The sequence below is a fragment of the Mesorhizobium sp. CA7 genome, from assembly GCF_020165015.1.
Taxonomy (GTDB): Bacteria; Pseudomonadota; Alphaproteobacteria; order Rhizobiales; family Rhizobiaceae; genus Mesorhizobium.
On record NZ_JAIUHH010000001.1, the window covers coordinates 110,775 to 134,975 of the forward strand.

The 24,201-nt window shown below is 63.6% G+C and carries 23 protein-coding genes; 4 read left to right on the forward strand and 19 right to left on the reverse strand.

From position 1 onward, the window contains the following. Positions 1-5: 5 nt before the first annotated feature. Positions 6-2,315, reverse strand: a complete 2,310-nt coding sequence (locus LB552_RS00490) for a ComEC/Rec2 family competence protein (protein WP_411965283.1) — start codon at positions 2,313-2,315, stop codon at positions 6-8. Positions 2,316-2,573: 258 nt separating this feature from the next. Here LB552_RS00490 and gltX point away from each other — a divergent pair, with 258 nt between their 5' ends. Next, positions 2,574-3,998 carry a glutamate--tRNA ligase gene (gene gltX, locus LB552_RS00495; RefSeq protein WP_224601195.1) on the forward strand — a complete coding sequence of 475 codons (1,425 nt, stop codon included), beginning with the start codon at positions 2,574-2,576 and terminating at the stop codon, positions 3,996-3,998. A gap of 178 nt (positions 3,999-4,176) precedes the next feature. Continuing rightward, complete coding sequence (gene gltA / locus LB552_RS00500) at positions 4,177-5,505, forward strand: citrate synthase (RefSeq protein ID WP_095765367.1); 1,329 nt, start codon at positions 4,177-4,179, stop codon at positions 5,503-5,505. Positions 5,506-5,579: 74 nt separating this feature from the next. On the opposite strand, the gene lpxB is transcribed toward gltA, so the two are convergent. The 13 genes from lpxB to LB552_RS00565 form a co-directional block, all read right to left on the reverse strand. After that, positions 5,580-6,761 carry a lipid-A-disaccharide synthase gene (gene lpxB, locus LB552_RS00505; RefSeq protein ID WP_224601196.1) on the reverse strand — a complete coding sequence of 394 codons (1,182 nt, stop codon included), beginning with the start codon at positions 6,759-6,761 and terminating at the stop codon, positions 5,580-5,582. After that, complete coding sequence (locus tag LB552_RS00510) at positions 6,751-7,668, reverse strand: LpxI family protein (protein WP_224601198.1); 918 nt, start codon at positions 7,666-7,668, stop codon at positions 6,751-6,753. Before LB552_RS00510 ends, lpxB begins: the two co-directional genes overlap by 11 nt. Then, positions 7,655-8,491 (reverse strand): acyl-ACP--UDP-N-acetylglucosamine O-acyltransferase, encoded by an 837-nt coding sequence (gene lpxA / locus LB552_RS00515; RefSeq protein WP_224601200.1) that lies wholly within the window; start codon positions 8,489-8,491, stop codon positions 7,655-7,657. Before lpxA ends, LB552_RS00510 begins: the two co-directional genes overlap by 14 nt. Positions 8,492-8,506: 15 nt before the next feature. Next, complete coding sequence (gene fabZ, locus LB552_RS00520) at positions 8,507-8,968, reverse strand: 3-hydroxyacyl-ACP dehydratase FabZ (protein WP_095765364.1); 462 nt, start codon at positions 8,966-8,968, stop codon at positions 8,507-8,509. After that, positions 8,961-10,016, reverse strand: coding sequence for a UDP-3-O-(3-hydroxymyristoyl)glucosamine N-acyltransferase (lpxD, locus tag LB552_RS00525; RefSeq protein ID WP_224601202.1), 1,056 nt, complete (start codon positions 10,014-10,016; stop codon positions 8,961-8,963). Before lpxD ends, fabZ begins: the two co-directional genes overlap by 8 nt. A 78-nt stretch (positions 10,017-10,094) precedes the next feature. Next, a complete protein-coding gene (gene bamA, locus LB552_RS00530) occupies positions 10,095-12,458 on the reverse strand; it encodes an outer membrane protein assembly factor BamA (protein ID WP_224601203.1) in 2,364 nt (787 codons plus the stop codon). 218 nt (positions 12,459-12,676) lie between these two features. Further along, a complete protein-coding gene (gene rseP / locus LB552_RS00535; RefSeq protein WP_140841291.1) occupies positions 12,677-13,819 on the reverse strand; it encodes an RIP metalloprotease RseP in 1,143 nt (380 codons plus the stop codon). Between the two features lie 104 nt (positions 13,820-13,923). Beyond that, positions 13,924-14,739 (reverse strand): phosphatidate cytidylyltransferase, encoded by an 816-nt coding sequence (locus tag LB552_RS00540; protein ID WP_224601205.1) that lies wholly within the window; start codon positions 14,737-14,739, stop codon positions 13,924-13,926. Between the two features lie 11 nt (positions 14,740-14,750). Next, positions 14,751-15,470, reverse strand: coding sequence for an isoprenyl transferase (locus LB552_RS00545; protein WP_140841287.1), 720 nt, complete (start codon positions 15,468-15,470; stop codon positions 14,751-14,753). Between the two features lie 31 nt (positions 15,471-15,501). Next, positions 15,502-16,056, reverse strand: a complete 555-nt coding sequence (gene frr, locus LB552_RS00550; protein WP_095765618.1) for a ribosome recycling factor — start codon at positions 16,054-16,056, stop codon at positions 15,502-15,504. Positions 16,057-16,140: 84 nt separating this feature from the next. Continuing rightward, a complete protein-coding gene (gene pyrH, locus LB552_RS00555) occupies positions 16,141-16,863 on the reverse strand; it encodes a UMP kinase (RefSeq protein WP_095765617.1) in 723 nt (240 codons plus the stop codon). 168 nt (positions 16,864-17,031) lie between these two features. Then, positions 17,032-18,141, reverse strand: a complete 1,110-nt coding sequence (locus tag LB552_RS00560) for an aldo/keto reductase (RefSeq protein ID WP_224601207.1) — start codon at positions 18,139-18,141, stop codon at positions 17,032-17,034. Positions 18,142-18,179: 38 nt separating this feature from the next. Continuing rightward, a complete protein-coding gene (locus LB552_RS00565; RefSeq protein ID WP_224601209.1) occupies positions 18,180-18,707 on the reverse strand; it encodes a nuclear transport factor 2 family protein in 528 nt (175 codons plus the stop codon). Positions 18,708-18,821: 114 nt separating this feature from the next. On the opposite strand from LB552_RS00565, the gene LB552_RS00570 reads away from it, so the two are divergent. Continuing rightward, positions 18,822-19,748: a LysR family transcriptional regulator gene (locus LB552_RS00570; RefSeq protein ID WP_224601211.1), complete on the forward strand. Its 927-nt coding sequence runs from the start codon at positions 18,822-18,824 to the stop codon at positions 19,746-19,748. Positions 19,749-19,799: 51 nt separating this feature from the next. Here the strand turns inward: LB552_RS00570 and tsf are convergent, their stop codons facing one another. The 5 genes from tsf to LB552_RS00595 form a co-directional block, all read right to left on the reverse strand. Next, positions 19,800-20,720 (reverse strand): translation elongation factor Ts, encoded by a 921-nt coding sequence (gene tsf / locus LB552_RS00575; RefSeq protein WP_140841281.1) that lies wholly within the window; start codon positions 20,718-20,720, stop codon positions 19,800-19,802. A 121-nt stretch (positions 20,721-20,841) separates the two neighbouring features. Continuing rightward, positions 20,842-21,621 (reverse strand): 30S ribosomal protein S2, encoded by a 780-nt coding sequence (gene rpsB, locus LB552_RS00580; protein WP_095765354.1) that lies wholly within the window; start codon positions 21,619-21,621, stop codon positions 20,842-20,844. A 175-nt stretch (positions 21,622-21,796) separates the two neighbouring features. Further along, positions 21,797-22,408, reverse strand: a complete 612-nt coding sequence (locus tag LB552_RS00585; protein ID WP_140841279.1) for a LysE family translocator — start codon at positions 22,406-22,408, stop codon at positions 21,797-21,799. After that, a complete protein-coding gene (locus tag LB552_RS00590; RefSeq protein WP_140841277.1) occupies positions 22,405-22,683 on the reverse strand; it encodes a DUF4031 domain-containing protein in 279 nt (92 codons plus the stop codon). Before LB552_RS00590 ends, LB552_RS00585 begins: the two co-directional genes overlap by 4 nt. A gap of 82 nt (positions 22,684-22,765) precedes the next feature. Then, positions 22,766-23,596, reverse strand: a complete 831-nt coding sequence (locus LB552_RS00595) for a cell envelope integrity EipB family protein (protein ID WP_095765616.1) — start codon at positions 23,594-23,596, stop codon at positions 22,766-22,768. 139 nt (positions 23,597-23,735) lie between these two features. On the opposite strand from LB552_RS00595, the gene LB552_RS00600 reads away from it, so the two are divergent. Continuing rightward, positions 23,736-24,200 (forward strand): RidA family protein, encoded by a 465-nt coding sequence (locus LB552_RS00600; protein ID WP_224528804.1) that lies wholly within the window; start codon positions 23,736-23,738, stop codon positions 24,198-24,200. Position 24,201 lies beyond the last annotated feature (1 nt).

The window sequence follows — 24,201 nt, forward strand, 5'->3', positions numbered from 1 at the left end:
ACAATCTATTGGGCCGGTGCGGCGGCTGGTTTTTCCGGCTGCTTATAGGGCGCCAGTCCCCTCGCCTCGCGCGTGTATTTCCGCTGCTCGTGCCAGGGTCGGTATGGTTCTACGACCGCGTAGCGGACGGTTGGCCGCGCGGTTGCCGATTGCGGATCGAAGAAAACGGCGGCGCTGCCGTCGCGCGCCAGCTGCCGCTTGGTGACGACGAGCACACGCGGATCGCGGCAAGGGTTATAGGCCGTGGCGTCGTTGATGACGATGAGGTCGGCGAAGCCGCAGGCCGGCCGGGCGGTGTCGCGGGTCTCGGCGAGCGCGACGATCGCGCCGGAAGGATGCCGACCGATGCAGAGATCGCCGCTGCAATAGAAGGGCGAGCCGGGCGGCAGGTCGACGGGATCGGCAATGTCCAGCGTATCTTTGGCGAACCTTTCCGGGGGCACGATCTCCTCGGCTTTCAGCGCCCGTTTCCAGTTGTCGGTGGTGAACTCGTTGGAGCGTTCGCGATTGACGGCAAGCTCGCCGCCGCCGATCGGCATCGCCACCAGATGCGCATCCTCCGAGATAAGCACGTCCGGTGTGCGGACGTGCGAAATGGCCAGCAGCGCAGCGAGCGCGAAAGGTACGGCGGCAAGCCTCAGCCAGGTGGTAGCCATGGTCGCGATGACCAGCGCGACCGTCGCCAGCAGCACCGACTGGATCGAGATCAGCCCGACGGCGTCGACCGGTGAGCGCTCGGAAATCCATGCCGAAATGGTGATCATCGCCGTCAGGCCTTTGCCCATGACAAAGAGGAAGGGACCGTCTAAGCCGAAGGGCATGGCCAGCGCGCTCAGCACGGCGAACGGCATGACGACCAATGAGACGATCGGCATGACCGCCAGATTGGCCAGCAGGCTGAGCGGCGACACCCGCTGGAAGTGCCAGATGGCAAACAACAATGTCGCGCTGCCCGCGATGAGCGACGTCACGGCGGCGCCACCCGCTCCAATCGCCAGTTTTCGCGATAGGAACCCGAGAAACGAACGCTTTGCCGGCGGCGCGGTCGTTTTGCCGGCGCGATAGTCGGCAAAGCCGGCATAGGCGCCGACCAGGGCGGCGGTGGCAGCGAAGGACATCTGGAAGCTCGGGCCGACCACTTCATGCGGCGAGACCAGGATGACGGCGATGGCAGAGATCGCCAGGTTGCGCATGGTCAGCGCTGCGCGGTCGAAAAGCACGGCGACCAGCATCACGCCAAGCATGATGAAGCTTCGCTCGGCCGCCACCACGATGCCGGAGATCACGAGATAGGCGGCGATCGACGCCAGCGCGATGCCAGCGGCATATTTCTTCACCGGCCGGCGCGACGAGAAATCCGGAAACAGCGCGAAGGCGCCCCGTAGCAGGACCATGATCGTGCCGGCGACCAGCGCCATGTGCAGGCCGGAGATCGAAATGATGTGGTAGATGCCGGTCCGCCGCATCGACTCGTTGATTTGTTCCGGAATGCCGGCACGAACGCCGACGATCAGCGCCGCCGCGATCTCGCCCTCGGAACCCCCGATGCTGCTCCTGATGTGGTCGGCAATCCCCTCGCGAGCATTTTCTATGGCCGATGCCACGCGCGCGCCAAACGGCACTTCCGTTGCCGCAGTCGGGGTCGGCGCGACAAGTTTCGGATCGCCCAGGAAAAAGCCGCTGGCGCCGATGCCGGCAAAATAGCTGTCGAACGAAAAGTCGTAGCTGTCCGGCCTGACCGGACCTGTCGGCGGCAGCAGCTTGGCATAGCCGGTCAGCATCGACCCGGCTGTCATGCCGGACGGGATCCTGCGCGCCGACAGCCTGATGCGGTTCGGCGCGTAGCGCAGCTTCGGACGCTCCGTGGATATCAGATCTATGGTGAGCCGGACACGGCCGTTGGCCATCGCCTCGGCGGTGACGAGGCGGCCCGTCAGCCGTGTCTGGATTTCGGAACCCAGCATCGGGGTCGCCATCCGCCAGGTCTCCACCTTGGCCGCGAGAAAGCCCAAGGCGCAGAAAAACGCCGCCATGAAGACAAGGTGCGTTCTGTGCCGGGAACGCGAGACCGCCGCGCAGACCGCCATCAGGGCGACCGCCGCGAGCGGCCTGTAGAGGTCCGGCTCGGCGCTCAGCGAGAAGTAACAGATCACGCCGGCTGCCAGGAACACCGGCACCAGCAGAAAGCCGACGCCACGGTCGAGCTCGGTGGTGGCGGCGACCGCAACGCTTCGGCGCAGAGCAGGAAGCGAAACGCGGCCAAGCTGTCTGCGGATCCGGCCGTCGTTGGCTGTCGGCGATGCTGGCGGTAACATGCCGCCGCCAGTCGGCAGAAGCCCGGCTGGCGGACGCGGCGCCGGAAGCGAAAGCGGCGTTCCCTCTTCGGGCACGGCATGAGCAAACATCAGGCGTTCGCTGACGCCTGCTGTCGTTCCCCCGCCCTCCTCCGCGCCCCGGCCACGTCCAGCCATCGGGTCTGCCCCTTGCGCCCCAGACCGCCTATGCTACATGAACGCCGGTCGCGTGGAAGTCTGCGCGAAACATGCATTTTTCAGCGCTTCCTCGAGAGTTCCATGTCCGACAAGGTCGTCACCCGTTTTGCCCCCTCGCCCACAGGCTACCTGCATATCGGCGGGGCGCGCACGGCGCTGTTCAACTGGCTCTATGCCAAGCACACCGGCGGCACGATGCTGTTGCGCATCGAGGATACCGATCGCGAGCGCTCCACCGAAGCCGCCACGGCCGCCATTCTCGACGGGCTGACCTGGCTTGGCCTCTCCTGGGATGGCGAAGCCGTCTCGCAGTTCGAGCGCGCGCCGCGTCACCGCGAGGTGGCGGAGGAGCTCGTGCGCATGGGCAAGGCCTATTACAGCTACGAGACGCCGGCGGAGCTGGAGGCGATGCGCGAGGCCGCACGTGCCAAAGGCCTGCCGCCGCGTTACAACGGCCATTGGCGCGACCGCGGCCCCTCCGAGGCGCCGGCAGGCGTCAAGGGCGCGATCCGCATCAAGGCGCCGACCGAGGGCGTGACGATCGTCAACGACCGCGTGCAGGGCGAGGTGCGCTTCCCCAACAAGGATCTCGACGACTTCATCATCCTGCGTTCCGATGGCGTCCCGACCTACATGCATGCCGTCGTCGTCGACGATCACGACATGGGCGTCACCCACATCATCCGCGGCGACGATCACCTGACCAATGCCGCGCGCCAGACGGTGATCTACAACGCCATGGGCTGGGATGTGCCATCGATGTCGCACATCCCGCTGATCCACGGCGCCGACGGCGCCAAGCTGTCGAAGCGGCACGGCGCGCTCGGCGTCGAGGCATATCGCGCCATGGGCTACCTGCCCGAGGCTCTGCTCAACTATCTGGCCAGGCTCGGCTGGAGCCATGGCGACGACGAGGTGATGTCGATTAAGGACATGATCGCCTGGTTCGACATCGGCGACGTCAACAAGGGCGCGGCCCGCTTCGACTTCGCCAAGCTCGAGGCGCTGAACGGCGTCCATATGCGCAAGATGGACGACCGGGCGCTGTTCGACATCTTCGTCGCCACCTTGCCTTATCTCGAAGGCGGCCCGGCGCTCGCGGCAAAGCTCGATGACCGGCGCAAGGCGCAACTGCTTACCGCCATGCCCGGCCTTAAGGAGCGGGCAAAAACTCTTGTGGAACTGGTCGACGGCGCGGCGTTCTTGTTCGTCGAGCGGCCGTTGCCGTTGGACGAGAAGGCGGCGGGCTTGCTCAACGCGGATGCGCGCGCGATTCTGCGCGGCGCGCATGGCGCATTGTCTTCTGTTCAGGGCGACTGGAACGCCGCCTCGGCCGAGGCTTCGATCCGCGACTTCGCGCAGGCCGGCGGGCACAAGCTGGGCGCCGTGGCGCAGCCCCTGAGAGCCGCGCTGACCGGCCGCACCACCTCGCCCGGCGTGTTCGACGTGCTTGCCGTGCTGGGCCGTCAGGAAAGCCTGGCGCGCATTGGGGATCAAATCGATTAGGAGCGAGCTGGCCCAAGAAGATTGGCATTGAAAGGTGTGTTTCGCAGTGCAACATTGGGCTTGGCCCAATCTGGCACGCACCTCCTAAAATGCGGTGGCGAGTTCGCGCATTCCGGTGACTTCGACGTGTCGTTTGCAGGAATTGCCTTGCCGGCATGAGGAACAAAAGGAGTTGAGAATGAGCGAAGCTGCGACAAAACCGGAACCGGGCAGCAAAAAGCGCGAGTCGGCCGCCAGGCTCGAGCTCGCCGGCAAGACGCACGAATTGAAGGTGCGAAGCGGGACGGTCGGGCCGGACGTCATCGACATCGGCTCGCTCTACAGCACCACCGGCGCCTTCACCTACGATCCCGGTTTCACCTCAACCGCAAGCTGCGAATCGGGGATCACCTTCATCGACGGCGATGCCGGCATCCTGCTGCATCGCGGCTTCCCGATCGATCAGCTCGCCGAACACGGCGACTTCCTCGAGGTCTGCTATCTGCTGCTCTACGGCGAGTTGCCGACCAAGGCGCAGAAGGACGACTTCGATTATCGCGTGACGCGCCACACGATGGTGCATGAGCAGATGTCGCGCTTCTTCACCGGCTTCCGCCGCGACGCGCATCCGATGGCGGTGATGTGCGGCGTGGTCGGCGCGCTGTCGGCCTTCTATCACGACTCGACCGACATCTCGGACCCGTATCAGCGCATGGTCGCCTCCATGCGCCTGATCGCCAAGATGCCGACGATCGCGGCGATGGCCTATAAGTACCATATCGGCCAACCCTTCATTTACCCGAAGAACGATCTCGGCTTCGCGGCCAACTTCCTGCACATGTGCTTTGCCGTGCCGTGCGAGGAATACAAGATCAATCCGGTGCTGGCGCGCGCCATGGACCGCATCTTCATCCTGCACGCCGACCACGAGCAGAACGCTTCGACCTCGACCGTGCGCCTGGCCGGCTCGTCGGGCGCCAATCCCTTCGCCTGCATCGCCGCCGGCATCGCCTGCCTGTGGGGTCCGGCGCATGGCGGCGCCAACGAAGCGGCCCTCAACATGCTGGGCGAGATCGGCCATGTCGACCACATCCCCGAGTTCATCGCCCGCGCCAAGGACAAGAACGACCCGTTCCGGCTGATGGGCTTCGGCCACCGCGTCTACAAGAACTACGATCCGCGCGCCAAGATCATGCAGAAGACCGCGCATGAGGTGCTGGGCGAGCTCGGCATCAAGGACGATCCTCTGCTCGACATCGCGATGGAGCTGGAAAAGATCGCGCTGACCGACGAGTATTTCATCGAAAAGAAGCTCTACCCGAATGTCGACTTCTATTCCGGCATCACGCTGAAGGCGCTGGGCTTCCCCACCACCATGTTCACCGTGCTGTTCGCGGTCGCCCGCACCGTCGGCTGGATCGCGCAGTGGAAGGAAATGATCGAGGATCCGCACCAGAAGATCGGCCGCCCGCGCCAGCTCTACACCGGCGCCACGGAGCGCGATTACGTGCCGATTGCGAAAAGGTAATTGAGCGAATAGCGAAATAGCGAGTAGCGAATAGGGGAAACGGGCGAAGCCGACACAGCCCTATTCGCTATTCGCTACTCCCTATTCGCTCTCTTTATGCACCCCATCACCACCTCGGCGGCGATCTCGCCCGAGGGTCGCTCGGTCGCCATGCGCCGGGCAATCTCGGCAAAGCCCGCCTTTTGCCAGGCGCGCATGCCGGTGTCGGCAAACAGCGCTTCCAGCTGCCGCGCCAGGTTTTCCGGCCGGACATATTGATCGTAGAACTCCGGCACCAGCGCGCGATCGGATATCAAATTGGGCAGCAGCGCCGACCACGTCGTCACCATATGCTGCAGAAGCTGGCGCGCGATCGGGTCGAGCTTGTAGCAGGAAACCATCGGAACGCCTGCGAGCGCCAGTTCCAGCGAAACCGTTCCAGACGCGATCAACGCCGCGTCGGCCTTGCCGAAGGCCTGCCATTTGCGCTCTGGCTTGGTGATGAGTTCAGGCTTGTCGTCCCAGCTCGCGACCGAGGCCTTCACCAGCTCGGCGACATGCGGCACCGTCGGCAACAGCAAGCGCAGGCGGTGGCCGCGCTGGCGCAGCGCCGACATCGCCTTGCCGAAGGGTTCGATCAGCCGCCGCACCTCGCCGCGGCGCGAGCCGGGCAGCACCAGCACCGTCTTGACGCGGTCGTCGGCGAGATCGCGCGGCTGGCTCTGCGCCTTGGCGGCGCCAAGCACGCCCGGATCCTGCGTCAACCGGTGGCCGACGTAAGTGCCCGGCGGTCCGCCAAGACGAGCGAGCGCCTTCACCTCGAACGGCAGGATGCAGAGGATGTGATCGACATAGGGCTTCATCGCCACAGCCCTGCCCGGCCGCCAGGCCCATACGCTCGGGCAGACATAATGGACGATCGGAATGGCCGGCGCCGCTGCGCGGACCTTCTTCGCGACACGCAGCGAAAAGTCCGGACTGTCGATGGTGATCAGGCAGTCGGGCCGCTCGGCCGCGATCATCGCCGCCGTCTGGCTGATGCGGCGCATCAGCCGCGGCAGGTCGCGCAGCACCGCGCTGAAACCCATCAGCGCGATCTCGCCGCCGTCGAAGAGCGGGGTCAGCCCCAGTTGCTGCAGGTGGCGGCCGCCAATGCCGACGAGCTGCACCTTGCGGCCCGTCGTGCGCTCGAGCGCCCGCACGATGTCGGCGCCAAGCAGATCGCCGGATTCCTCGCCGGCGACGATTGCGAGCTTGAGCGGCTTGTCAGCGACCATTAGCCGGCTCCTTATTGGCCGCCTCCATGGCGGGTAGGCCGACGATGAACAGGCCGAGAGCATTGGCGCGCGCCAGCGTTTCCGGACCTTCGAGAATTAGGGAGTGGCCGGCTTCCAGCGCAATGCCGGCCAGCCCGGCGGCATGTGCGGCGTCGATCGTATGCGGGCCGATGGAGGGCAAGTCGGCGCGCAGCTCCTGCCCAGGCTTGGCGCATTTGACCAGCACGCCGCGCGCCTTGCCGGCCAGCCTGCCGTGGCCTCGCAATTCCCGTGTTCTGTCGAGCAGGCCGGCAGTGCCCTCAATGCCTTCCAGCGCGATGGCTCGACCTCCGATCGCAATCGCCGCCTGGCCGATATCGAGCGCGCCAATGGCTTTGGCGGCGGCGCGCCCGGCTTTGATGTCGCGCCAGTCCGATTGATTTGGATGAGCCGCCGTCAACGTGCCTTCGCCGGCCGTCAGTTCGGGAACAACCTCATGCGCGCCGACCACCGCAATGCCCCGATCTTCAAGGCTTCGGGTCAACACCTTCAGCAAGCCGTCGTCGCCGCGTCTCAGCGCTCTGATCACGGAAGGTATTATGGCCAGCAAACCAAGTGTCGGTCGAATCTTGCTCAAACGCGGCCTGCGCTTGATTTCGCCGGCAAGAACGAGATGCGTGATCCCATTGCGCTTCAACAAGGGAAGCAGCAGGCCGATATCTTCCAGTGCCAGCGTCTGCCGCTTGTAGGCGGAAAAATCCGCCTCGCGGTCGACCTCACCCTCGGCGATGATCACGAAGGGCACAAAACCTTGCTTGAGCAGACCATCGGCAACCTCGACGGGCAGACTGCCCCCACCGGCGATGATGCCGACCCTGGAGCCCGGCGCGAGTACGAGCCCTGCCTTGGCCGGCTCAGCCCTCGTCATCGCCGCTGTCGTCGTCGCCGTCGCCCTTGAGCGATGGGACGGCAAAGTGCCGTTTGCCGCGACTTGTGATGAAATCGATGATCTTCATGGCCGTTGGCGACCCGGCGAACTCGGCCTTGGCGAGTTCCACATTCTCACCGACGGTGCGGGAACGATCGAAGATCGTCCTATAAGCCTTGCGCAGCAGGTAGATTTCGGAACGCGGCAGGCCGGAGCGCTTGAGCCCTATGATGTTCAGGCCACGCAGCTTGGCGCGATTGCCGGCGGCGATGGCATAAGGAATCACGTCGCCAACGACCGCCGCGCAGCCGCCGATGAACACATTGTCGCCGAGGCGCACGAATTGATGAACGGCGGTCAGGCCCCCGATATAGACGTTGTCGCCGATCTCGCAATGTCCGCCCAGCGTCGCGCCATTGGCGAAGGTGGCGTTCTTGCCGACGACGCAATCGTGGGCGATGTGGGCGTAGGCTAGGAAGTTGCCGTTGTCGCCGACAGTCGTCTCGCCACGGCTGGTGTCGGTGCCGACATGCATTGTGACGCCTTCACGAATGGTGCAGTTCGCTCCGATGACCAGAGTGGTGCGACCGCCCTTGTGCTTGGTGTTTTGCGGCGGCGCGCCGAGCGTCGCCATCGGATAGACCTTTGTCCCCGCCCCGATGGACGTGGCGCCCATCACCGACACATGGCTGACCAGTTCGACGCGGTCGCCGATGATCGAATCGGCGCTGACATGGCAGAAGGGTCCGATGCGGACGCCTTCGCCGAGCTTGGCTCCTTCTTCGACGACCGAGGAAGGATGGATGGATGTCGCGACTTTCATGAGCATTTCGAACCGTCAGCCGGTAACCATCATGGCCGAAACCTCGGCTTCGGCGGCTTTCGCGCCGTCAACCATCGCCTCGCAGGCGAATTTCAGCAGGTTGCCGCGTTTTTTGATCTTCTTGACGTGGATCCTGAGCTGATCGCCTGGAACGACCGGCTTGCGGAATTTCGCGTTGTCGATGGTCATGAAATAAACCAGCGACGGCTTCTCGGTGTTGAGGCTGCGAATGCAGATCGCGCCCGCGGTCTGGGCCATCGCCTCGATGATGAGCACGCCGGGCATGACTGGCTGCTGGGGAAAGTGGCCCTGGAAATGCGGCTCGTTGATGGTCACGTTCTTGATGCCGACTGCGGACTCGTCGCCGTCTATGTCGACGATGCGATCGATCAGCAGGAACGGATAGCGGTGCGGCAGGAGCTTCATAAGCCCCATGATGTCGACCGCGTCGAGTGAAGTTGCCACCGTATCAGCCATTTCCGTCGCCTTGCTTGCGCGTCCTGGCCATCCTGCGCAGCATCGCTATCTCGCGCATGGCTTCCGCCATGGGCTGCGCCGGATACCCCCCCCAGACTTCGCCTGCCGGCACGTTGTTCATGAATCCACTTCTCGCAGCAAGCTTGGCTCCTGGCCCGATGGTCAGATGATCGGCGAGGCCGACACCGCCGCCCATGGTGACATTGTCGCCGACGACGACGGAACCGGAAATACCCGAAAGCCCGGCTATAATGCAATTGCGGCCGATGCGAACATTGTGGGCGATCTGCACCAGATTGTCGATCTTGGTGCCTTGGCCGATGACGGTGTCGGACATCGCGCCGCGGTCGACAGTCGAATTGGAGCCGATCTCGACATCGTCCTGAATGATGACGCGGCCGATCTGCGGCACGCGTTCAGGCCCTTTGGCGCCGCCAACGAAGCCGAAACCGTCCTGGCCGATCCTGGCGCCGCCATGGATGATGACGCGGTTGCCGATAAGCGCATATTGAATGCTGACGCCGGGGCCGATGAAGCCGTCGCGGCCGATCTGGCAGGAACGGCCGACAACGGCGTGGGGCGCAACGACCGTGCCGCTGCCGATGGATACGCCGGGACCGATCACGGCGCCTGCCTCTACGATCGCCCCGTCCTCGATATGCGCGGATGGATCGATAAACGCATGGGGCGATATGCCGGTTTCTCCGGTCAATGGCCCCGGAGTCGCAGCCTGCGGAAACAACAGGCGCCCGACCATCGCAAAGGCTTGCTGCGGGCGCGGATGCATGAGCACCGCGATGCCCGGCGGCGCCTTGCTGGCAAAATCGGCCGGGCATAGCACCGCGGCCGCCCTGAGCGACGGCATCAAGGCGAAATTGCGCTTGCCGTCGACAAAGACGAGCGCGCCGTTGCCACCCTCGTTGGCGGGAGCCAGCGCCTCGATGGCTATTTCGGCCTGATCGGAATCGAACAGGCTGGCGCCGGTCAGATTCGCGACCTCGCCAGCCGTGTACCGGCGTGAAGGCGCGAAGAACACCGGATCGGTCATTCCAGAAGTAATATCCAGCTGGGTTGGATCGGTCCAGTCCGGGCCGTCTTCCGGCCCGGAACCATCGCAACCACAAAATTAGAAGCGGGTCGCGATACCGAAGTTGAATTCCTGCACGTTGTCAGTCGACTCTTTCTTGACCGGGATCGCATAGTCGATACGGATCGGGCCGAACGGCGAAGCCCACATCAGGCCGACACCGACAGAAGCACGCAACTTCATGCCCGTTGAGGACGAATCGACACCGACAAGGTTATTGCCATAAAGCGTCGCTGCATCCGCAAAGACCGCGCCCCGCAGGCCGAAGCTCTCCGGAATGACGGGCAGTGGGAACTGTGCTTCAGCCGAGGCATTGAAGTAGGTTGTGCCACCGAGATGGTCGCCGCTGCCGCCGCTAGCCACAGGGCCAATACCGCCATACTCGAAACCGCGGATCATGCGGTCGTTGCTCTGGAAATAGTCAAAGACACGCAGATCGTTGCTGCCATAGGCCGCAAGATAGCCCGCGCCGCCCGAAACCAGGCCGACCAGATCAAGCTGCTCTGACAAGGTCTGATAAACACTGGCACGCCCGGTCACCTTCACCCACTTGGCATCGCCGCCAAGACCGGCAAACTCGGTCATGCCGGTGACGTACAGACCCTCATGCGGGTTCTTCATGTCGTCGATGGTGTTGTAAACCAATCCAAGGCTGACTGAGGACTTGAGCCACGGGCTCTCGGCAATGCCAGCCTGGATTGCTGGAGACACGTCGCATTTTGCCGGGTCCAGCGCGCCGCCGGTTAAGCAATCGTCCGGGTAGGAATACTTTTCCTGGGAGATGTTATAGGCCAGCTGCGTCGAGACGTTGTTGGTGATCGGCAGGCCAAAGCGGATGGTCGCCCCAGTAACGTCTGTATCGTAGTGGCTGTATTCCCGAGTCGACTTGTAGATGTCGAAGCCGGCCGCGATGCGCCGTCCGAGGAAATACGGCTCAGTGAAGGAAATAGCAAAGTCTCGCGAGTGCTTGCCGCCGCCCGCCGACAGCTTGATGTACTGACCGCGGCCGAGGAAATTGCGTTCGGTGACTGAGCCTTCGATGGACGGGCCGGGCGTGTCGCCGCCGGTCGAATAGCCGGCGCCGACCGAAAACTCGCCGGTCGATTTCTCGACCACCGTGACCACCAGCACGACCTGGTCAGGCGCCGAGCCAGGAACCGTCGAGATGTCAACAGACTGGAAGTAATCAAGGGCTTCCAGCCGCTTCTTCGCGCGCTGGATGAGAACCTGGTTGAAGGCATCGCCTTCGCTGACATCGAATTCGCGACGGATGACATAGTCGCGCGTGCGGTCGTTGCCGCGGATTTCGATGCGCTCGACATAGGCCTTGGTGCCCTGGTCGATGGTGTAGACGACCGAAATGGTGTGGTTCTCGAAATTGCGGTCGCCGCGCGGCGTCACCTGGGCGAAAGCGTAGCCCGAACCCGCGACCTTCTCGGTCAACGCGACGATCGAATCCTCGACATCCTTGGCGTTGTAGACGTCGCCCTTGTGGGTTTCGACCGCCGATTCCAGCGACTTCGAATCGACTTCAGGAATGGTGCTTTCCACGCTGACGTCGCCGAACGTATAGCGATCGCCTTCCTGCACGGTGATGGTGACCGTGTATTTGTTGGTGGCGTCGTCAAGCTCGCCGACGGCCGAGACGACCTGGAAGTCGGCATAGCCGTGATTGTAGTAGAAGCGGCGCAGCAGCTCCTGGTCGGCGCGCAGCTTGTCCTCGTCATAGACGTCGTCGCGCAGCACGAAGGACAGCCAGGACGAGCGCTTGGTGTTGATGACGTCCGACAGGCGGCGGCTGGAATAAGCGTGGTTGCCGACGAAGTTGATCGCCGCGATCTGGGTGCGGCCGCCTTCGTTGATGTTGAAGACAACGTTCACGCGATTGTCGCCGAGATCCATGACCTGCGTGGTCACCGCGGCGTCGTCGCGGCCAATGCGCTTGTAGGCCGTCTTGATCGCCTCGACATCGGCGTCCAGCGCCTGCTGCGAGAAGGTTGCACGCGGCTTCAGCTGGATACCCATCTGAAGCGCGTTGTCCTTGATCTTCTTGTTGCCCTGGAACAGGACCTGGTTGACGACCTTGTATTCGGAAACCTTGACGACCAGGCTCGAACCGACCTGGTTGATCTGAACGTCCGAGAACAGACCTGTGCCGAACAGCGCCTTGACGGCGTCGTCGATATCGGAGCTGGAAAAAGGCTTGCCCGGCTTGATCGAAATGTAATTGCGGATGGTTTCCGCATCGACGCGCTGGTTGCCGCTGACCTCGACACGCGAAATGACCGCGGCCTCGGCCACCGACGTGGCGGCGAACTGCACTGCGAGCGCGCCTGGCACGACCAGAGCGGCGGACAAAGCCGCCGCGGAAGCGGCGCTCAGAAACTTGGATGCTGCCTTCATCGGGCTTTTGTACCTTTTTCTCGTAGTCCCCACGGCGAGAAAACCGGACGTGCGGTATTTTCCCTTACCGTATTAACCGGATTTTCCCTACACGCAAGGCTCCCGGTTAATTTGTATTTACTTAACCGTACCGCGTGGCTTTCGCGTCACGCATATCCCCACGCATGGTAAACGGCATCTCAATATGACCGAAGCTGAAGCCAAATTTCTTCATGATTTCAGCATCCAAACAGATCGTTCCAAAATACGAAGCCCATGAATCCGAGCACCAGGAACAACCCGGTCCGGTAGGCCATCTCCATCGTTCGCTCCGAAACGGGCCGCCTGATGACGGCCTCCACGCCGTAGAACAACAGGTGGCCGCCGTCGAGAGGGGGAATCGGCAGCAGATTGAGAAATCCTATTCCGACTGACAGAAATGCAACAAGCTGCACCAGCCACTCGAAGCCGAGCTTGGCTGCCTGGCCCGACATCTTCGCGATCTTGATCGGACCGCCCAACTGGCATTTGTCCTCGCGTCCAAGCGCAAAGCGCTGCAGGAACTGGCCGGTGCGCTCGATCACGTGCCCGGTTTCCTCGACCGCCGCCACCACGGCGCCGGCCGGCGTGTAGGAGATCAGCCGCGGCTGGCCGAGCTCGGCGTTGTTGACGACGCCGATGACCGCGACCTTGACCTTGTTGCCCAGCGCATCCTGTTGCTCCATGGGCTCCGGCGCGGCCGTAACGTCGATTTCCTTGCCGTCGCGCAGCATGGTGAAGGTGATGGCGTCGCCAGCCCGGCCTGAAACCAGCCGCTGCACGTCGGCGAAGGTCTCTACCTTGCTGCCATCGACTTTGACGAACCGGTCGCCCGGCCGGATTCCGGCTTTTTCCGCCGGGCTGCCGGCGGTCACCTCGGCCACCATCGGCTCCAGGACCGGACGGCCATAGAGGGAAAACAGCACCGCGAATACGGCGATCGTCAGCAGGAAATTGAACAGCGGCCCCGCAACGACGGTAGCGGCGCGCTTCCAGATCGGTTGCGTGTGGAAGGCGACCTCGCGCTCGGCATCCGTCAGCGATTCGATCTCCTCCGTGCTCGGCTGGCTCGACGTCGCATTCATGTCGCCGACGAATTTGACGTAGCCGCCAAGCGGAATGGCGCAAAGCTTCCAGCGCGTGCCGCGGCGGTCGTAAAAGCCGAAGAGCTCGGGGCCGAAGCCGATGGAAAAAGCCTTCACGCCGATGCCGCACCAGCGGCCGATCAGATAGTGGCCCATCTCGTGGACGAACACGACGACGGTCAGCACGAACAAAAACGGCACGAGCGTGCCAAGGACGAAGCCTTGTGTACTGAAAACCGCGTGAAAGATGTCGTTCAAGTCATGCCCTCAAATTCGCCCGCGAGCGACATTCCACCGCGACTGTGGCATCAATCCGGGCGAATCGGTGGCGCGCGCCATTTTTCGCCTTACTGCTGTGTCGTTCAGTTTGGAAAAAGCCCCAATGCCGGATGCTCGGCGCCCGCCGCGACCCAGCCCATGACGTACAGTGCGAACGCGGCCGCGACAAGCCCGTCCACCCTGTCCATGACGCCGCCATGGCCGGGAATGAGATTGCTCGAATCCTTGGCGCCGTGCCGGCGCTTGACCCATGATTCGAACAGGTCGCCGGCTTGCGAAACGATCGACAGAGCAAGCGCCACCAGGCCAAGCTGAACGAGATTGCCGGCGCCGGCTGCGATTGCGAGCAAAACTCCGGCGATAACGCCGCCGACGGCGCCGCCCAGCGCGCCGCTCTGCGTCTTGCCGGGCGAGATTGACGGCGCGAGCTTCGGGCCGCCGACCGCGCGGCCGACGAAATAGGCCGCTATGTCGGTTGCCCAGACCACGGCGAACAGAAAGAGAATCGCAATCATCCCGGAATGATTGTCGTCACGGAGATAGGCGAGCGAAAAGCCGGAGAGTGCCGCGTAGGCCACTCCCGAGGCTTCCCACGGCCCGACCCCCTTGGTCCGAGCGACAATGGCCGCGGCCGCCACCAGGATCGCGACGAGGAGCAGCAGCCACAAGGCCGGCAGGCCGGCGATCAGCGCGCCGACGAAGATCAGAATCAGTGCTTCCGGCAGGAAGCCGAGCGCCGCGGCGTTCCCGGCATGCGCCATGCGCGTCCATTCATAGAAGATCAGCGCCGCTATTGCGGCGCAGAACAGCCGGAACGGCAATCCGCCGAGCCAGGTGAGCGCAAGCGTCAGAGCCGCCATCACGATTGCCGAGATGACGCGCTGCTGGAGGTTGCTCATGGGTGCGGCGCCTAAAGCGCGACATCGCGGGCGGCGAGCCCGCCAAAGCGTCGTTCACGGCCGGCAAAGTCGCGCAAGGCGTCGGCCAGGTGCTCGCGGCTGAAGTCCGGCCAATAGCAAGGCAGGAAAACGAGCTCGCTATAGGCAGCCTGCCAGAGAAGGAAGTTCGACAGCCTGAGCTCGCCGCTGGTCCTGATCACCAGCTCGGGATCGGGAATGCCCTGTGTGTCGAGCGATGCGGCAAAGCTTTCGGCCGTGATCGCCTCGCTCGCCATGTCGCCGCGCGCGACGGCCTCCGCCAGCTTGCGCGCTGTGCGCACGATCTCGTCGCGGCCGCCGTAATTGAAGGCGATGACCAGTGTCAGCGCCTCATTGCCGGCGGTCAGCGATTCGGCCTCGTGCAGCAGCCCCCTGATATCGGGCTGCAACCCCTCTTTGTCGCCGATCACCCTCACCCGCACGCCGTTCTGATGCAGTTCGGCGAGATCGCGGCGGATGAACAGCTTCAAAAGTCCCATGAGGTCGCTGACCTCGGATTTCGGCCGCGACCAGTTCTCCGATGAAAATGCGTAGACCGTTAGATAGGAGATGCCGAGCTCGGGTGCGGCGCGGACCGTCTTGCGCAGGGCCTCAACGCCGGCGCGGTGTCCCGCAAGGCGCGGCAAGCCGCGCGCCTTGGCCCAGCGTCCGTTTCCATCCATGATGATCGCGACATGCGCGGGCGTTGCCATGGTCTCGCTTTCGAGCCGGAAAGTCCCGACCCTAAACCTGCATGATTTCAGCTTCCTTATCGGAAAGCAGGTGATCGATGGTGCTGATCATCTCGTCGGTCAGCTTCTGGACCTGGTCGGACCGCTTGCGCTGATCGTCCTCGCTGATGGTGCCGTCCTTCTCAGCCTTCTTGAGGAAATCCATGCCGTCGCGGCGGACATGGCGCACCGCGACGCGTGCGTTCTCGGCATAGCCATGCGAGATCTTGACCAGTTCCTTGCGGCGCTGCTCGTTGAGCTCCGGCAGCGGGATCCTGAGATTGGTGCCGTCGACGATCGGATTGAAGCCCAGATTGGCTTCGCGGATAGCGCGGTCGACCGCGCTGACCATCGACTTGTCCCAGACCGAGACCGAAATCATGCGCGGCTCCGGCACCGTCACGTTGGCCACCTGGTTGATCGGCATCGTCGTGCCGTAGGCCTGGACCTGGACGGCGTCGAGCAGGTTGCTGGAGGCTCGGCCGGTGCGCAGCGACGCCAGGTCGTGCTTGAAGGCGGCGATCGCCCCGTCCATGCGTCGCTTCAGGTCTTCGAACTCGCCACTCATGATCATCTCCTCGACCCGTTCGCCGGGTTCACTGCTTATGCCGTCGTGCCGTCCGCGGTACCGTTCAACGGATGCCGGCCTCGCTTATTTGTCCGCGACGACCGTGCAATGGCCGCCGCCCCTTAGAATATCGCCGAAACCACCTTTTTCGTGGATCGAATAGACGATTATCGGAATGTTGTTTTCACGCGCAAGTGCAATCGCGGCTGTGTCCATGATCGCAAGCCCGCGTTTGATGACTTCGGCGTGGCTGATGCGGTCGAAACGGACCGCGTTCGGGTCCTTCTTGGGGTCGGCCGAATAGACCCCGTCGACTTGCGTGCCTTTGAACAGCGCATCGGCGCCGATCTCGGCGGCGCGCAGGGCCGCGGCCGAATCGGTGGTGAAGAACGGATTGCCGGTGCCGCCGGCGAAAATGACCACCTTGCCCTGGTTCATATAGGCTGTCGCCTGGCGTTGGGAAAAGCTCTCGCAAAGTTCCGGCATTGCGATCGCCGAAAGCACAACGGCATCGACGCCGATCTTGTTGAGCGAGGTGCGCAGCGCCAGCGAGTTGATGACGGTGGCGAGCATGCCCATGTGATCGCCGGTGACCCGGTCGCCGCCTTTCGAGGCCACAGCCACGCCCCGAAAAATGTTGCCGCCGCCGATGACGACACCCACTTCGACGCCCAGCGCGCGCGCCTCGGCAATGTCGGCGGCGATGCGGTCGACAACGGAGACATCGATGCCGAAATGCTGCTCGCCCATCAACGCTTCGCCGGAAGCCTTCAGCACGACACGTCGATAGAGGGGCTTCACCGTCATCTCATTCCTCGAATATCTCGGCGCGACAATTTTGGAGGCAAAACCGCCCCCGCTTCATCCGGCGATGCTGTCATGACGGGTTGACCCGATACACGAAGGGCGCGGCGATGTCACGCCGCGCCGTCGTGCAAAATTCCAGGCTTTTTCGGTCAGTTGCCGCCTCTTTGATCAACGGCTGGAGACGCTGACCGCCTCGCCTTCGATCATGACCGCGGGCGAATAACCGGCCGGCTTGTCGCCGGTCACGGCGCCGCCGGTCACCCGGACCTGGATCTCGGAGCCGAAATAGGAATGCGGGAACGGCGCCGGCATGGCGCTGACCTTTTCCAGCCGCGCCCGAAGCTCGGCGGGAATCGAAAAATCGAGCGCGCCGAGATTGTCCTGCAGCTGAGTGAGCTTCGTCGCTCCAAGGATGACGGAAGCGATGCCTGGCTGCGTCGCCACCCAGTTGAGCGCAACCTGGGCCATGCTGCGGCCGAGCTCGGCCGCCACCTTCTCGAGTTCCGCCACGATCGCCCAGTTGCGGTCGCTGAACTTCTGGAAGCCGGGATGCGTGGTGTTGCGGAAACCGTCGAGCCGCCCGGCCCTTCCGGCTTGCGTCGGCTTGTATTTGCCGCTGAGCAGCCCGCTGGCCAGCGGGCTCCACACCATGATGCCGGCGCCATGACGGGTGCCGAAAGGCACATATTCATGTTCGATGGCGCGCTCGGCGAGCGAATATTCGAGCTGCAGCGCCGAGACCGGCTCGTAGCCGCGCAGTTCGGCGATCGCCTGGGCGCGGCCGGCATACCAGGCCGGCACGTCGGAGAGGCCGATATGGCGCACCTTGCCGGCGCGAACGAGGTCGTCCAGCGTGCGCAGCACCTCCTCAGCCGGGGTAATCCTGTCCCAGACATGCAGAAGATAAAGGTCGATATAGTCAGTGCCGAGCCGTTTCAGCGAGGCGTCCACGGCCCGCATAATGTTCTTGCGGCCGTTGCCGCCGGCATTCGGATTGCCGGCCTCGGAATTCATGGTGAATTTTGTGGCGATCACCGCCTTATCGCGCAGGCCGCGCTCGGCGACGAACTCGCCGAGCCAGGTCTCGGCGGTACCACCAGTATAGAGGTCGGCCGTGTCGAAGAAATTGCCGCCCGCTTCGGCATAGGAGTCGAATATCGCGCGGGCTGTGTCCCTGTCCGCGCCCCAGCCCCATTCGGTGCCGAAGGTCATGGTACCGAGCGCCAGCCGGCTGACGCGCAGGCCGCTGTTGCCAAGCGTGTAATAGGTCATGGTCATGGTGGTGGTCTCCCGATTCTGAACTGATTTCCTGCCGGTCACTGGCCGGGGGTGGCCTTGACCCAGGGATTGCCGCGCTCATGCGTCATGCGGAAGGTGAAGCCGTCGACCTTCCAGCCGGAAGCCGAGCGCGTCAGGTGGTGCTCGTAGATGCCCCAGACTTCCCAGAGCGGATCGCCATTGCCTTCCATCCGGTTCCAGGCATAGCCATTGGAGCGGACAGTCGCGGCATCGGCTTCGAGCACGACCTGATGGTTGGTGCGCAGATGCAGGCTGGTCTTGCTACCCTTGAGGTTGCCCGCCCAGGCGCCGATCAGGTCGTCGGACGCGATGTTGGCCGCGGGCTGGCCGGACAGGCTGCTGAAATCGGCGGTGACACGCTCGGCGAAATAGCTGCGCGCCAGCTTCCAGTCCTGCGCATCCACCGCGCGGTCGATGGCGTCGGCGATGCGGATGACGGCACGCTCGTCGGCAAGGGCCTGCCAGCCGGCCGGTTCGGCACCGCCGGCATCGACCGGCGCCAGCACCATTCCTGCGGCAAAAGTTACATGTCTCAACGCGTTCATTTGGTCTCTCCTTGGCCATCAGCCCGCCGCCGATGTGTTGAAGCCAATATGAGCCGGCTCAGGGGCATCGATAAGATTGCATAGTTCGCAAAGACTGTGCGATATCACTCATGAATGGATCGCGATCTGCTCACACACCTTCCGGTCATTGTCGCCGTGGCCCGGCGCGGCGGCTTCGCGCTTGCCGCGGCTGAACTCGGCATGAGCCCGTCTGCCGTCAGCCATGCGGTGCGGCTGGTGGAGGAGCGCATCGGCCAGCCGCTCTTTGCGCGCACGACGCGCAGCGTCTCGCTGACCGAGGCAGGCAAAGCGCTGGTGGAGACTGCGGGCCCTGCCCTGCAGGACATCGCCGAGCGGATGGACCGCATTCGAGGCGTGATGGGAAGGCCCGCCGGCCTGCTCAGGATCAACGCCTCCAACATAGCGATCCCCCTGGCGGTGACGCCGGTGGTCGCGGCGATGGCGGAACGCTATCCCGACGTGACGGTCGAGATCGTTGCCGATCAGGGACTCATCGATATCGTCGGGGAAGGATTTGACGCCGGCATCCGGCTGGGTGAAATGATCGCGCAGGACATGGTCACCGTCAGGATGACGCCACCGTTCAAAGCCGTGATCGTTGCTTCTCCCGCCTATGTCGCAAAGCGCGGGCGTCCGCGCGACGTGGCCGATCTCGCCAATCACAACTGCATCGGCTACCGGCTCGTTCGGTCAGGCGCGCTTTACCGCTGGGACCTGAACGACAACGGCAAGGATGTCGTTGTCGAGACGCGCGGCACGACCGTCGTCACGGATTCGCTTGGCGCCATCGATCTGGCGCTGGCCGGCGTCGGGCTCGCCTACGTCTTCGAGCCGCTGGTGCGCGCCGACCTGGCAGCCGGGCGCCTCGTCCAGATCCTGCCGCAGACGGCGATCGAGGAGCCTGGCCTCTTCCTTTATTTCCCGCGCCGCGCGTCGATGGCGCCGAAGCTCAGGGCCTTTATCGATACCGCACAAGAAATCGGCCGGGCGTCCATGCGGACACCCGGCCGAGTCGCCTGAGCTCGTGAGCTCGTCACCTTAAGGAAACGCCGCGCGCTCCCCGGATCGGAGCTATTTCTTGACCGCGGCCGCGACTTCCGCCGCGAAATCGGTCGTTTCCTTCTCGATGCCTTCGCCCAGCGCGAAGCGCAGATAGGACGTGATCTTCGCCGGAGCGCCGATCTCCTTCTCGGCATCCTTCAGCGCCTTCTCGACGGTGATGTCGGGATTGAGCACGAAGGCCTGCTTCAAAAGCACCACCTCTTCGTAGAACTTGCGCAGGCGGCCCTCGACCATCTTCTCGATGATGGCTTCCGGCTTGCCCGACTGGCGCGCCTGGTCGGAGAAGATCGCCTTCTCGCGCTCGATCAGTGCCGGGTCGACCTCTTCGGCCGTCAGCGCCACCGGGTTGGTGGCGGCGACGTGCATGGCAACCTGGCGGGCAAAGGCGTTCGCGGCATGCTCGTTGCCGGTGGTCTCGATCGCGACCAGCACGCCGAGCTTGCCCAGCCCATCGGCAACCGCATTGTGGACATAGGTCGCCACCACGCCATGCGGCACGGTGAGCTTGGCCGAACGGCGGAAATTGATGTTCTCGCCGATGGTGCCGACCGCGTCCTTGACGGTCTCGGTGACCGTCTTGTCGGAGCCCGGATACTTGGCGGCGGCAACCGCTTCGGTTGCGCCATAGGCGAGCGCGACCTTCGCGACATTGCGGACCAGTTGCTGGAACTGCTCGTTGCGGGCGACGAAGTCGGTCTCGGAATTGACCTCGACGATGGCGGCTTCACGCACGCCGGCGTCGACGCCGATCAGGCCCTCGGCGGCAGTGCGCCCGGCCTTCTTGTCGGCCTTGGAGATACCCTTCTTGCGCAGCCAGTCGACGGCCGCTTCCATGTCGCCGTTGGTCTCGTTCAACGCCGCCTTGCAGTCCATCATGCCCGCGCCGGTCAAGTCGCGGAGTTCTTTGACCTGTGCAGCCGAAATGCTCATTGTCGCCTCTTTGTCTCAAATGCGCCGACGCACCAACCGGGACTCGGGTGATGCGCTCGGCAAAAGCGCTTTAGCGCGCCAACTTATTGGAAAGATGAAGGCCGGGCTCCGGCCTTCCTTATCAAGCTTCCGGAGCTTCTGCAGCCGGAGCGTCGAGGGCCGGCTCGACCGGAGCCTCCGCCGAAGCGCCGATGTCGACGCCGAGCGCGCCCTGCTGACGGGCGATGCCGTCGATGGCGGCCTTGGCGATCAGATCGCAATAGAGCTGGATGGCGCGGGCCGCGTCGTCATTGCCGGGGATCGGGAAGTCGATCTTGTCCGGGTCGCAGTTCGAATCGATGATGGCCACGACCGGGATGCCGAGGCGCTTGGCCTCGAGGATGGCGATCGCTTCCTTGTTGGTGTCGATGACGAACATCAGGTCCGGCGTCGAGCCCATGTCCTTGATGCCGCCGAGAGCCTTGTTGAGCTTCTCGCGCTCGCGGTCGAGGTTCAGGCGCTCCTTCTTGGTGAGGCCCTGGGCCTCGCCGGAGAGCGTCTCGTCGAGCTTGCGCAGGCGCTGGATCGAGTTCGAGATCGTCTTCCAGTTGGTGAGCATGCCGCCCAGCCAACGCGAATTGACATAATACTGGGCCGAACGCTGCGCCGCGTCGGCGACGATGTCGGACGCCTGGCGCTTGGTGCCGACGAACAGCACGCGGCCGCCCTTGGCGACGGTGTCGGATACCTGCTTCAGGGCCTGGTGCAGCAGCGGCACCGTCTGCGACAGGTCTATGATGTGGATGTTGTTGCGGGCGCCATAGATGTAGGGCGCCATCTTCGGGTTCCAGCGGTGGGTCTGGTGGCCGAAGTGAACACCAGCTTCCAAAAGCTGGCGCATGCTGAAATCTGGCAGAGCCATTCTTTAGTTCCTTTCCGGTTGGCCTCCACGGACACAGGCATTTCGGACTTATGTCCTGATGCCACCGGAGGTCTCAGCCGGATTTCTCCCGGGCAGACACCAAAGTCCGTGTGTGGAATGAGCGCGCATATAGAGGGGAAGCGTCACAAACGCAAGGCGGGTGTCACTTCGCGCATCAACGTGCGGCAATCAGCGCACCGGTACCGATCATCGCGCCGCCAGCGAGCCTGTTCATGAGGCGCATGCGCTTCGGGGTCTTGAACCACCCGGCAGCCCGCCCCGCCATCGCGGCATAGAGGCCCATGGTGATGATATTGACGCTGACCACGACAAGGACCACGAGCAGTCCATCGGCGAAGGTCATAGTGTCAAGGTTGAGGATCAGCGGCATGATGGAGGCGTGGAACAGAATGGCCTTCGGATTGCCGAGCGCAATGGACGCGCCGAGAAAGAAGGACCGCGACAGCCGCGCCTGTGTCTGACGAGAGTCGTCCGGTTTCTGGGCGGCCGCCCGCCACATCCTGATGCCGAGAAAGACCAGGTAAGCGGCGCCGGCGTATTTCAGCAAAAGAAAAATCCACTCGAAGGTCTGGGCCAACGCCACCAAACCGAGCAACGCCAGGGTGACCAGGACAGCGTCGCCCGCGGCGACCCCCATGCCGGCTATGAAAGCGCGCAAGAACCCACGCGACAGCCCATTGGTGATGACCGCGAACATCGCCGGTCCAGGCGTGGCGGCGGCCAACGAGATCGCGACGCAATAAGCCAGGAACGCCGTCACCGTCATCGTCTTACCTTCCCGTTCGGAACCCGCACGCGGCGGAAGATCGCCACGATGTCCTCGCGGCTGCATTCGATCGCCCCAAGCCTGACCGCGCGATCACGCTCGAAGCCAGTGATATCGTAATGCGGCGCCGATGTCTTGGGCGGCCCCTGATAGGACGAACGCTTAAGGCCCAGCTCGGCTGCAAAGCGATGGAGTTCGTCGGTATTGTCGGCGAGCAGATGGCACCAGCGGTGGCCGGCCCATTTCCAGATCGCCGCATCGACATAGACTGCCATCAGGCCCACCGCATTCGGTGAGCCTCACGCATGGTATCCGGAGGCCAAGCCTGCAATCCGGGCCGGCTGCCGTCAGCAATTGCTATTTCGACGCCGGGCAAGGCTTGGTCTGATCGAACAGCGACAGGTTCACCAGCTTGCCGGTCATCGAGAATTCGCCATAGTCCATGACGAGGTCGCGGGTGATGCCGTTCTCGTGCAGCTTGAAGCTGATCCGGTATTCCGGCACCTCTTCGCCTTTGTTGTCGGTATCGTCGAAATAGGCGATGTCGACCGGCCAGTATTTGTCGGTCGCGAGCTTGGCCAGCGCCGGCGCCTCCGGGTCGGATTTCTGGACATCGGTCTTCTTGCCGACGATGACGGTGGTGGTCATCACCTTGTTGGCGTCCTCAGAGCCGTCGAACAGATTGGTCTGGTAGAAATTCTCGCCCTTTTCGGCCTTGCCGATCAGCTCGACCAGATGCTGGGTCGGGAACTGCGTCGCTGCAAGCTCGAGGCTGTTCTTCTCAGGCTTGTCGATCTCGACTTTCAGGCCCTTCTGCTCCCGGGTCGCGGTGCCTTTCACTTCCTTGTCGAGGTTCTGGTCGGTGAAGGATTTCGTCACGAACGAAAAAGTTTTGCCTTCTGCATCCTCGAACGTGGTCGTCTGCTGGTCCGTCAGCTTCGTGCCGTCGGCGGTGGCAATCTGGGTGACGAAGCGAAATTTCACCGTATAGCCTTCGCAGGCGGAACCATTGAACTCATAGACCATGCGGCCGGTGATGCCGGTAATGCCTGAGCGATCGGAGGCCTTGTTGAGCGTGAGATCGTAGACGGCGCGATGCGCCTGCAGCGCGGGCACCGCAAGGGCCGGCGCCATCGGGAGCATCGCCGAGAAACAGGCGGCGGCGAGAAAAAGGCGCGTTGCGCGCATGCGTTGCTCCGATCGTCGCGGCTGCGAGGCAGACCGCAGGGAAAGATGGTCCAGCTTAAAAAAAGTCGTGGCGGAAGCGAGGCAAAAATAGCAATTTCGGCCCGGCCAACGCGGCGTCTTCCAGCAATAGGGAAAACCAATGAGCGAAACAATCGAAAAGCGGCTAAGCGATCTTGGCGTCACCCTCCCGGCCGCCGCCGCTCCCGCCGCCAACTACGTGCCCTATTGCCGCACCGGCAACACGCTGTTCACCGCCGGCCAGTTGCCGCTGAAGGACGGCAAGCTGCAGGCAAGCGGGTTGCTCGGCCGCGACATCGACACCGCTACAGGCAAGGAAGGCGCGAAATTCTGCGCCATCAACCTCCTGGCGCAGGCCAAGGCCGCGCTGGGCGATCTCGAAAAGGTCCGGCGCCTGGTCAAGATCACCGTCTTCGTCGCCTCCGCGCCGGATTTCGTCGAGCAGCATCTTGTCGCCAACGGCGCCTCCGACTTCCTGGTCGCCGCACTCGGCGAACGCGGCAAGCATGCCCGCTCCGCCGTCGGCACCGCCTCGCTGCCGCTCAACGCCGCGGTCGAGATCGAAGCGATCTTCGAAGTCGAGTGAG

Coding starts and splice junctions, on each gene's coding strand:
- LB552_RS00490 (WP_411965283.1), bottom strand. CDS start 2,315: ATGTTACCGCCAGCATCGCCGACAGCCAACGACGGCCGGATCCGCAGA.
- gltX (WP_224601195.1), top strand. CDS start 2,574: ATGTCCGACAAGGTCGTCACCCGTTTTGCCCCCTCGCCCACAGGCTAC.
- gltA (WP_095765367.1), top strand. CDS start 4,177: ATGAGCGAAGCTGCGACAAAACCGGAACCGGGCAGCAAAAAGCGCGAG.
- lpxB (WP_224601196.1), bottom strand. CDS start 6,761: ATGGTCGCTGACAAGCCGCTCAAGCTCGCAATCGTCGCCGGCGAGGAA.
- LB552_RS00510 (WP_224601198.1), bottom strand. CDS start 7,668: ATGACGAGGGCTGAGCCGGCCAAGGCAGGGCTCGTACTCGCGCCGGGC.
- lpxA (WP_224601200.1), bottom strand. CDS start 8,491: ATGAAAGTCGCGACATCCATCCATCCTTCCTCGGTCGTCGAAGAAGGA.
- fabZ (WP_095765364.1), bottom strand. CDS start 8,968: ATGGCTGATACGGTGGCAACTTCACTCGACGCGGTCGACATCATGGGG.
- lpxD (WP_224601202.1), bottom strand. CDS start 10,016: ATGACCGATCCGGTGTTCTTCGCGCCTTCACGCCGGTACACGGCTGGC.
- bamA (WP_224601203.1), bottom strand. CDS start 12,458: ATGAAGGCAGCATCCAAGTTTCTGAGCGCCGCTTCCGCGGCGGCTTTG.
- LB552_RS00540 (WP_224601205.1), bottom strand. CDS start 14,739: ATGAGCAACCTCCAGCAGCGCGTCATCTCGGCAATCGTGATGGCGGCT.
- LB552_RS00545 (WP_140841287.1), bottom strand. CDS start 15,470: ATGGCAACGCCCGCGCATGTCGCGATCATCATGGATGGAAACGGACGC.
- frr (WP_095765618.1), bottom strand. CDS start 16,056: ATGAGTGGCGAGTTCGAAGACCTGAAGCGACGCATGGACGGGGCGATC.
- pyrH (WP_095765617.1), bottom strand. CDS start 16,863: ATGACGGTGAAGCCCCTCTATCGACGTGTCGTGCTGAAGGCTTCCGGC.
- LB552_RS00560 (WP_224601207.1), bottom strand. CDS start 18,141: ATGACCATGACCTATTACACGCTTGGCAACAGCGGCCTGCGCGTCAGC.
- LB552_RS00565 (WP_224601209.1), bottom strand. CDS start 18,707: ATGAACGCGTTGAGACATGTAACTTTTGCCGCAGGAATGGTGCTGGCG.
- LB552_RS00570 (WP_224601211.1), top strand. CDS start 18,822: ATGGATCGCGATCTGCTCACACACCTTCCGGTCATTGTCGCCGTGGCC.
- tsf (WP_140841281.1), bottom strand. CDS start 20,720: ATGAGCATTTCGGCTGCACAGGTCAAAGAACTCCGCGACTTGACCGGC.
- rpsB (WP_095765354.1), bottom strand. CDS start 21,621: ATGGCTCTGCCAGATTTCAGCATGCGCCAGCTTTTGGAAGCTGGTGTT.
- LB552_RS00585 (WP_140841279.1), bottom strand. CDS start 22,408: ATGACGGTGACGGCGTTCCTGGCTTATTGCGTCGCGATCTCGTTGGCC.
- LB552_RS00590 (WP_140841277.1), bottom strand. CDS start 22,683: ATGGCAGTCTATGTCGATGCGGCGATCTGGAAATGGGCCGGCCACCGC.
- LB552_RS00595 (WP_095765616.1), bottom strand. CDS start 23,596: ATGCGCGCAACGCGCCTTTTTCTCGCCGCCGCCTGTTTCTCGGCGATG.
- LB552_RS00600 (WP_224528804.1), top strand. CDS start 23,736: ATGAGCGAAACAATCGAAAAGCGGCTAAGCGATCTTGGCGTCACCCTC.